Consider the following 9,214-nt stretch of genomic DNA (forward strand, 5'->3'; position numbering starts at 1 on the left):
TCTACAGTAATAGTGATTCCTTCCTGCTCAGCAATATAAGCACCACTATCTTCATATCCTGTTTTCAAGCTCTGCCAGAATTCGTTCTGGAGCTGTTTTACTAAACCACCAATTGTAATACCATCTTCAATTTCAGGCATTGCACCGAATTCGTCTCTCATATCGGTCCAATCAATACCGCTTTCGTCCTTATCCGGATCAAATTCGTTGCTCGATGTTTCAGTTTCTGTTTCTTCTGCCATTACCGGCATTGCACATGTGCTAATTGCCATTGCACATGCTAACCCCATTGCTAAAAGTTTACGTTTTGCCATACCTTTTTCTCTCCTTTTTTGTTTTTTATTATTAAGCAAGCATATTGATAAGGAATTGATGAGCTGCAACTCCATCATTCTTGCTTATAATTTCTTCAAATTTTTCCATTCCTACTCGATCTATTAATGCATCGATCTTTTTAAAAGTTTCAACGTTTGCATTAATCTCTGCTTCAGCATCTTCTCTAACTGGGAATGCGTCAAAAAATACTACCCCATCATAATTGTATTTTTTGAGATAATATACAAATTCAATACACTGGCTAAGATTTACTGAGCCAAAAATTAATCCGCTGTCCATTGAACAATATCCATCATTCATATGTAATCCAAACAACCGATTTTCTTTTGCCGCTAATGTAAGGGCATATGCTGGATTGTCATGTTTCATTAACATATGACAAAAATCAAGCGTAAGTCCCATATTAGGACGATCAATCTCTTTTTCTGCCAGTAATACCATGCCGACACTGTCTAACATAGCATAATTTCGCGGCTCAAAAGGTTTATATTCTATGCTGATTTTTAAATCGCTTCCATAATCTGCAATTTCTCGGAAAGCGTCAATCATTTGATTCCATGCTTTTTCATAGTTTAACTGGAATGGATAATCATATCCATCATATGCCTGCCAGATTGTTACTACACTTCCTCCAATGGCACGGCATGCATCAATTGCACCCTTGCAAAGATCTATTGCTTCTCGTCTGACTTTTTCATCAGTATTTGTAAATTCTCCATTTACAAATGGTGCCTTAAATCTTGTTGCAACTCCATTTACTTTCATATTGCCAATAGCTTTTTTTAATTCAGCAATATCAATATTGGCAAAATGTTCAGGGTAATTGAACTCTAAATGAGTTATATTTCCCATTGATTTATATTTTTCAATGGTTCCAAGTAAATCATACTTACCTTGAAAAATATAAGAATTCATTCGTCCTGCAAATTTCACGCTCTTCTCTCCTTTATATTATTTTAAATTTCATTCATTTTTTTTCATTTTTTTTCATTAATTTCAATATTATTTAAGCATATTGCACTGTATTTGTCAATAAGGAATTTAATAATCGTCATTTCATACAATTTACACATTCTTTTTTGTCAATATTTTTCAAAAAGATTCCATTTTTTATCAAAAATTGTAAAACAATACTAACTTTTTCTTGTTTTGAGATATCATATAATCGTGTTAATTTTGTTACGTTTTATGCTTATTTTTGTAGCTTATATTGATTGCATATTGTTGTATGAAGAACTCTCAAGTGATTTTGGAGGAAATGATCTGTGTTTTTCAGGAGAACGCATATACGTGCTCTCCCGTTCGTCATTTCAAGCTCTTGGCCCACGCATTAAGCACGGCCATTGTCTCGGGATTGGTCACTATCTTTGCAAGCACTGCTGGATCAATATCCCCAGCTTGCGACAAATTGTCGCTTGCTGCTTCGGCTGTTTTTTTCTTTCCAGGTTCCAATTCCCGTCCACTGTAAAACGCTTCCTCCAGAGGTTCCGCTTTATGCTTCCGGTCCTCGTCTATGATATTCGAGTAGACATCCGTAACCATGTTGATCTGAGAGTGGCCGGAGTCGCCCTGCACGGCTTTGATATCGCCGCCGTTAAGTTTCAGCTTATATATAACGCTAGTATGGCGCAGACTGTGAAAGACGACCTTCGGAAGGTCATATTCCTCGATCAGTTTATTCAGGTCATGACGGATCACGGAGTCCGACATCGGAAGACCTGCGGAGGTTGCCATGACGATCTGGTAATCCATGTACTCCATTCCCAGAGCTTTTTTTAATTCATCCTGATCTTTCTTCCATTCCACCAGCATTTCTGCAACCGTCTTTGGAAGGAAAACCTTACGGACACTTTCTTCGGTCTTTGGAGTTTTCAAAACCCGGACGTTCTTATTGATCTTCTGGTTCTGTGGAAAGGTAAGAATGACATCCTTCTGATCCAAATCCTTCAATGCTTTAACATCTACCCGCTCAGTTTCCTTATTCACATAAATATAAGCACGGCCTTCCGCAATTGCTTCCAGGCTGATATCCACGCAGTCCCAGGTAAGAGCGAGCAGCTCGCCGATCCTGAGGGAACCGGCAAAAGCCAGATTGATCGCCAGCTTCAGTTTCGGATCTTTACAGGAATCTGTTGCTCTGATCAGATCCTCTGCCGTCCAGATTTCCCTCTTCTTTGCTTTGTACTTTGGAACGGTTGCCGTCACGGCAGGATTCTTTGGCATCAGCTCCCATTTGACTGCCTGCTTAAAACAGCTGCGGAGGATTTTGTGAACATCCCGGATAATACTTGGCGAAATCATTTCCTGCTCCTGTCCCTTGGAAGGAGTCCGGACCACGGGACTTTTCTGCAGCGTCCGATAATACTGCTCGATAAAGCGCGTATTAATATTCTGGAGTTTGGTTTTTCCGATATACGGCAGAATATAATGCTCGATCATCGAAAGATTTTTGCTGTAGGTGGAGAGAGACCAACGGTCCTTGCTTTCAATTACCCATTCAGCACATTTTTCACCTACGCCTACGGCATCCAGTTCAACATATGAAGCAATATTATTGCCTTCCCCGTCTTTTAATTTCAATATTTCACCAATAACCGGAATTTCTGCACTGTTAAGCTTATCCACAACCGCAGTAGCACTTCTTTCATCAACTACAAAGAGGAATGCTCCATCAATCCCCTGATTGATTGCAGTGTCAACCTGAGATAACTGTGTATTAATATCACGATTAGCATCTCCATTGAGTAGTTCAAAATTATTTTCTTCTCCTAATTTTCTAAGAGCCTCATCAATATGCTGGATCCTTTGCCTGCATTCATAATCTTAAAACACTGTTCTTTATGCAGCCATGGCGGAGAAGACACATAAAAAATGTCTATATCGTCCCTCTTTAATACTTCCTCAATGTCCGTGTAGGCTGTAGCCTCTGTCAATTCATTATTTTTTATAAAGTTGTTGGCTTTTTCAAGATTGGATGAACAGATTGCCACAATCTCATATGTATCTGCCCGCTTCATTTCTTTAATCACTCGATTGGCAATTTTTCCAAGACTCCACATAGCCCATCTTACTTTTCTCTGACTCATAGCACTCTCCTTTTCAAAATAGCTAGAACATGAACAAATCATCATAATAATCGTTCAGTACCTGCTTAGTTGCGGTGCAAAATGCCTCGCAGAATAGTTACACACGATCTATTTTTTTATATCTTGATTATGTCAGCACAAAACAATTAAAGGAAGAAAACAACAATAGATGTCAACTTCTCCAAATTGATAGATAAATAACAGAAACAAAAAACGGTTGCCCCGATCCCGCAAATCCTGTTTGCGAAATCAGACAACCGTTTTCAGTTTCAAACCTTCTGTCTAATCTGTTTAGTTTTTTAATTTGTTTCTTATTTTCCCGGAATCCCTCTGAATACATTGGTGTCAAAATCCATTGCTGCTTCGTTCTCCCTGCATGTATCCAGTATAACGTTATCAGAAGACGCTGCATCTACGCGCACAGCATCCACAGAAAGTCTTACCAGTTCATTCATGCTGAGCAAAGCCCCCACCTGTGCATCGAAGCAGGAAGAATCCCCTTCTTTTTCTTTTTTGTCTGCTTGTGTAGTCGCCACAATATGATTGCAGGCAACGTAATTTTCTGTTCCGGAAACCAGGTGGATCACCACAGGCTTTATCCCTGCCGGTTTTAAATATTGCATTTCTATGGTTTCTGAAATATGATTACTGATCACAGAGTTGCAGCTTCCCTCGATATGAATAAGGCCATAATCATCATTCAGCCCATTATCATATCCCTGCATAGGCGGCCACGGCTCATGATCTCTCAGAAAATGATTAGAGGATACCAGATTTTCCCTGCAATCTTCAAAAATCAGCATACCCGGATAAAAAGAGTGAAACCTGTTGGCTGTTACAGAGGATCTAAGCACACCTCTAAAATGAACAATGCTTCTGCCCCTGGGGAAAATATTGTTGGAAGCAACCAGTAAGCCTCCGAAATTCTCCGCATAAATTGAATGGCCTCTGTATCCTGCACCCATAAGATTGTCTGTGATCTTAGATGCCTGTCCTGCACCCCGCAGTTCCACACAATTTCCACATTCTGCGATAAAATTATCATGTACAGACAGTGCATCTGAATTATAAAGAGTCACGCCATGCTCCAGATATATGATCCCCATACCTGTAATTCTAAATGAATCCTGTGCACTGGCAACATAAATCCCGGTCTTTCCATTTACATATGTATTCTCAGGATCTCCATTCCCATCATCTACAAAATGAAGCCCATCTATGCAGAAATTTTCAAATTCCACAGAACTGATCCTTGGATCTCCTTCACGCTCTACCAAAAATGCTGCCCCTGATCTTTCATCGTTTTTCTCAGGCTTCAGATCCACCAAGATCCTGCTGCCTCCAGGCCAAATATCATGAAGATCTTTCCACTGTTCCTGTGGTACATTATACCGGATACTGGAAGACACAAATCCATGTCCGGAGCCTTGGATCTTCAGATAACTGATATCAATCTTTACCTGGGTTTTCAGGTGATAATCCCCGGAAGGAATATAAATAACCGCACCTGGTTTTCCCTCATCATTCACATCCGTTTCCTGTTGTCTGCTTTTAATATCTGCAAGGATGCTGTTGATCACTTCTCCAATATCTGTATACGGATTACCAACATGCCAGTCTGTCACATCATAGTAATTTTTACCAGCCATTTTTATCCCTCCGGTCACTCTTTCCTGAAACAGTCTTTTAATTTATATGATTCATAATTTCTGATCACTGCTTTTCCGCCATGAGCTGAAATACTCAGCTGATTCTGCTGATCACCTGCAAAAATATTATTGGAATGATTGTTCCGATACTGATCTGTAAATATTTCCAGAGAACTCTGATCAGAGAAAACATGAACATCCAGTTCGCTTTTATCATTAACCAGCAGCACACTTCTGGATACACCTGTGCTCCATCCATCAGAATTCTGCCTGTTCACGGACAGTTCTCCATTTTTCAGATCAAAAATACAGCAGGTTTCTTTTCCGTCACCGCATCTGAACTTCATTTCTATGCTATCCGCATCTGTTTCCTTAAGGTCAAACACAAATTTCATCTCAAAGCTGACCCCATCTCCTGCTTTTAACTGCTGCGGCCCTTCTGTTATCAGCATTTCTTCCTTACAGTACCCGTCTTCACGGATATTTTTCATTTCCTCTATGGGAACAAACTGCAATGTACCATCATTACCAAGCTTTACTTCCCGGATCAGATTAAAGAAGCCACACCATCCCTCCTGATAGGTAGGACCCCAATCCTTAAAAAGCGGCATCCATTCCCATTCATTTGCCCAGGAAATGACCAGTCGTCTTCCATCTGGTGTTACAATGGACTGTGGTGCATAATAGTCAAACCCCCAATCCATTTCCCCGCTTACATGAGGATCAAACCTGCCGGTTTCATAATCAAAATCTCCTACCAGATATACAGATGTATGATCTCCTGATCCCATCGGTGAAAATGTGAGAACATACTTGTCTCCTAATGGATAGAAATCCGGACATTCCCACATAAATCCCCATTCTCCACGGCTTTCTGACAATACATTTAAGTAATTCCAATGATAAAGATCTTCGGATTCAAAAATCAGAGCCAGCCCTCTGTGATTGCGGCTTCCTCCGATCACCATATAATATTTTTCTTCATGCTTCCATACCTTTGGATCCCGAAATGAGTCCGGCTCAATTCCCTCCGGAACAGTGATCAGTGGATTTCCCGTATATTTTTCAAAATGAATACCATCCTCACTTATGGCAAGACACTGGGTCTGCACATTTCCATGTCCATGATTAGCTGTTCCTGTATAAAACAGATACATTTTCCCATCATATTCAATGGCACTTCCGGAAAAGCATCCACCCTTTTGAAAATCATCATATTCCTCACTTGGCGCCAGTGCCAGAGGGAGGTATTCCCAGTGCAGAAGATCCTTGCTGACAGCATGTCCCCAGTGCATACTATCCCAGAAACCGCTATATGGATTTGTCTGATAAAAAACGTGATACTGCCCTTTGAAATAAATCAGTCCATTTGGATCATTCATCCATCCACACTGAGGCATTAAATGGTAATGCTGACGCATTTTCCCATTTTCCACATACTTCTTTTTATCATCTATTTCTTTTTGTGCTTTTGCAATTTTTTCGTTCATTAATAATTTAGTCACTATTTTCTCCATGTTGTTACCCTTTGACAGCTCCGGCAGTCATTCCCTGAACAATGTATCTTTGTGCAAACATGGACAAAATCATTACCGGAAAACTGAACAGGAAAGCACCGGCACACATTGGGCCAAGATCCTGATTATATGCAGACAGGAAACCTGCAAGTCCTACGGTAAATGTTTTGGCATTCATGCTTGTCAGAAGCAATGAAAGCAGGAAATCATTCCATGCCAGAAACAATGTAAATATAAATGCAGTTGCAAGTCCAGGCATACAGATCGGCAAAATGATCTTTCGAAAAGTCTGAAGACTGGATGCACCATCCACGTATGCCGCTTCATCCAGAGTTGATGGTATTCCTTCGTAAAAGCTAAGCATGGTCCACATAACAAAAGGCATGTTGACAGCTGCATAGACAATGATCAGTGCAATCTTGGTATCATAAAGTCCCAGGTTACAGATGATTTCATAAATTGGAACTGCAATACTGGAAGTTGGAATCATTTTCAGACACAGAATCAAAACTACCAGCCATACAGACAGCTTTGCTCCTGATCTTTGAATGGCATATGCAGCCAAAGATCCCAAAATTACTGCGATCAGTGTACTGCCTACAGCTGCAGTCAGACTGTTGATCAAATATTTTGCTGCATCCATTCTGGAAAAAAGATGTGTAAAATTCTCTGTTGAAAACACTTTAGGGAAAAAAGATGGCGGAACTGCAACCACTTCTGATCCCTGTTTAAATGAGCAGCAGATTACATAAATATATGGAATCAACCAGAATAATGTAACAATTATTGAAATAACAATTGCTATTTTCAGTTTGATACTCTTACCTTTTTTCATTTTCTTCTCCTTATTGAAATCCTTAATAACTACTGTTTAATACCTTCTCAACAGTTTTTATTTTTTCTTTGGATTCCATAAACTCTGCATGAATACTAAAGTGAACACCACAAGAACTATGATAAAGATAACAGCCATCGCACTGGCATATCCTGTGTTATTGTATTTTACAAGGGTCTTATAAATAACAATACTGATCGTCTCAGAGGAACTGTTGGGGCCACCTTCTGTCATTGCCCAGATAATATCAAATGTCTTTGCAGCGTCAATGATACGCACGGATAATGCAGTGAGCAGAACCGGCTTGATTCCCGGCACTTTAATATAAAAAATCTCCTGCAGCTTATTGGCTCCATCCATTCTTGCTGCTTCGATCATGCTGCCATCCAAACCTTGAAGCCCAGCCAGAATCATCAACATCATAAACGGTGTGGTCAGCCATATATCTGCGATACAACATGCGATCAAAGACCATCTGGAGTCTGCCAGCCATAGAATATCACTGGCGTTGGATAGGATTCCGATTCTCATCAACATCTCATTAACAATACCGAAATTTGAACTCATCATCAGTTTCCAGATAAGACCTGCAACCAATGGTGCAATCATAAGCGGTGTCATCATAAAAGACCGAACGATCTTGCTTCCTTTATAGTTGAGTTCAAACAAGTAACGCAAAAATAAATCCAAGAATTGTTTCCACAGATACCGCTATCAGAATATAGACCAGTGTATTTTTCAACTGCTTCATAAATCCACCGGCAGTAAATGCTTTAATATAATTATCAAGTCCTATAAATGTCCGGTCCCCTGTGATGCCAACCTTAAAAAAGCTGTCAAATACCATTTTCATGATCGGATATATCAAAAAAGCACCCATGAAAATCGCACCTGGAAGAAAGAACAGCAATAATGTTTTCTTTGATATCAGTCTCATACTATTTCCCGCTTTCTCAAAACCAAGGGTGATTCAACTCTTTTTTGTCAAACCACCCTTGGATCAATAATACACTCAATATGATCTATATGATCTTACTTGCCAATTGCTTCGATCTCATCTTTTGCAGCTGCAAGAGTTTCTTCCACATCAGCGCCGCCCAGGCAGGATTCTACAACACCTACCAAAACTTCTTCTACCTGTGACCATGTTACAACCATTGGTCTTGGCTGAGTCTGTGCTGCGCCCAGTGTATCCAGAACTGCCTGTGTATGCTCATTTCCAGCCTCTTTAGCAGCTTCTTCGTATACAGAAGTACGTCCTGCGATCTTAAGTGTTTCATTCATGTAATCTGCATTATGATCATACATATACTCTACATATTTCAGTGCCATGTCTTTGTTCTCGGAATTCTTCATCACGCTCTCATACCAAGGACCTGTTGTTGCGCCAACGCCTGCACTTCCACCGATCATCGGTGCACATCCAACCTTATCAGCTCCAAGTGCTGCTACTGCTGCCGGATACTGATGGCTCCAGTTCAGCTGCATGGCAACCTTGCCGTTTGTAAATAACTCCTGAGATTCTGTTGCTGCTGTAGCAAGGGAATCTGCAGGTGAATAATCTGCATTTGCCATTTCAACCATGAAGTTCAGTGCGTCTGCGTATGCCTGGTCAGTAATATTTACATTTCCGTCTTTATCATATACAAGTCCTTCTGCACCGGCCTGGCATGCAAAATCAAGGAATGAGCAAACTGCATCAGTACCACTTCCAAATACGGTTGTTCCATACATGTCATCTGTTTTCAACTCTTCTGCAAGTGCTTTGTATTCGTCCCAGGTCTTGTACTT

9 protein-coding genes and 1 pseudogene are annotated in these 9,214 nt (G+C 40.3%); all 10 read right to left on the reverse strand.

From position 1 onward, the window contains the following. Positions 1 to 314 (reverse strand): annotated as a pseudogene (locus tag R1Y93_RS12895) (hypothetical protein); the annotation flags it as partial. A 31-nt stretch (positions 315 to 345) separates the two neighbouring features. Next, positions 346 to 1,269, reverse strand: a complete 924-nt coding sequence (locus tag R1Y93_RS12900; RefSeq protein ID WP_500823131.1) for a sugar phosphate isomerase/epimerase family protein — start codon at positions 1,267 to 1,269, stop codon at positions 346 to 348. A gap of 372 nt (positions 1,270 to 1,641) precedes the next feature. Further along, entirely contained in the window at positions 1,642 to 3,138 is a 1,497-nt protein-coding gene (locus tag R1Y93_RS12905) for a tyrosine-type recombinase/integrase (RefSeq protein WP_500823139.1), read from the reverse strand. Beyond that, positions 3,105 to 3,422 carry a Gfo/Idh/MocA family protein gene (locus R1Y93_RS12910; protein WP_500823132.1) on the reverse strand — a complete coding sequence of 106 codons (318 nt, stop codon included), beginning with the start codon at positions 3,420 to 3,422 and terminating at the stop codon, positions 3,105 to 3,107. The genes R1Y93_RS12905 and R1Y93_RS12910 overlap by 34 nt, the downstream gene beginning before the upstream one ends. 311 nt (positions 3,423 to 3,733) lie before the next feature. Beyond that, positions 3,734 to 5,071 (reverse strand): NosD domain-containing protein, encoded by a 1,338-nt coding sequence (locus R1Y93_RS12915; protein WP_500823133.1) that lies wholly within the window; start codon positions 5,069 to 5,071, stop codon positions 3,734 to 3,736. A 14-nt stretch (positions 5,072 to 5,085) separates the two neighbouring features. After that, positions 5,086 to 6,576, reverse strand: coding sequence for a glycoside hydrolase family 32 protein (locus R1Y93_RS12920; RefSeq protein ID WP_500823134.1), 1,491 nt, complete (start codon positions 6,574 to 6,576; stop codon positions 5,086 to 5,088). 16 nt (positions 6,577 to 6,592) lie between these two features. Continuing rightward, positions 6,593 to 7,423, reverse strand: a complete 831-nt coding sequence (locus tag R1Y93_RS12925) for a carbohydrate ABC transporter permease (protein ID WP_500823135.1) — start codon at positions 7,421 to 7,423, stop codon at positions 6,593 to 6,595. A gap of 57 nt (positions 7,424 to 7,480) precedes the next feature. After that, a complete protein-coding gene (locus R1Y93_RS12930; protein ID WP_500823136.1) occupies positions 7,481 to 8,113 on the reverse strand; it encodes a carbohydrate ABC transporter permease in 633 nt (210 codons plus the stop codon). Beyond that, positions 8,085 to 8,360, reverse strand: a complete 276-nt coding sequence (locus R1Y93_RS12935) for a hypothetical protein (protein ID WP_500823137.1) — start codon at positions 8,358 to 8,360, stop codon at positions 8,085 to 8,087. Before R1Y93_RS12935 ends, R1Y93_RS12930 begins: the two co-directional genes overlap by 29 nt. A 95-nt stretch (positions 8,361 to 8,455) precedes the next feature. Continuing rightward, on the reverse strand, positions 8,456 to 9,214 hold a 759-nt coding region (locus R1Y93_RS12940; protein ID WP_500823138.1), incomplete at its 5' end, for an ABC transporter substrate-binding protein.

The sequence above is a fragment of the Blautia sp. HA3515 genome, from assembly GCF_059933065.1.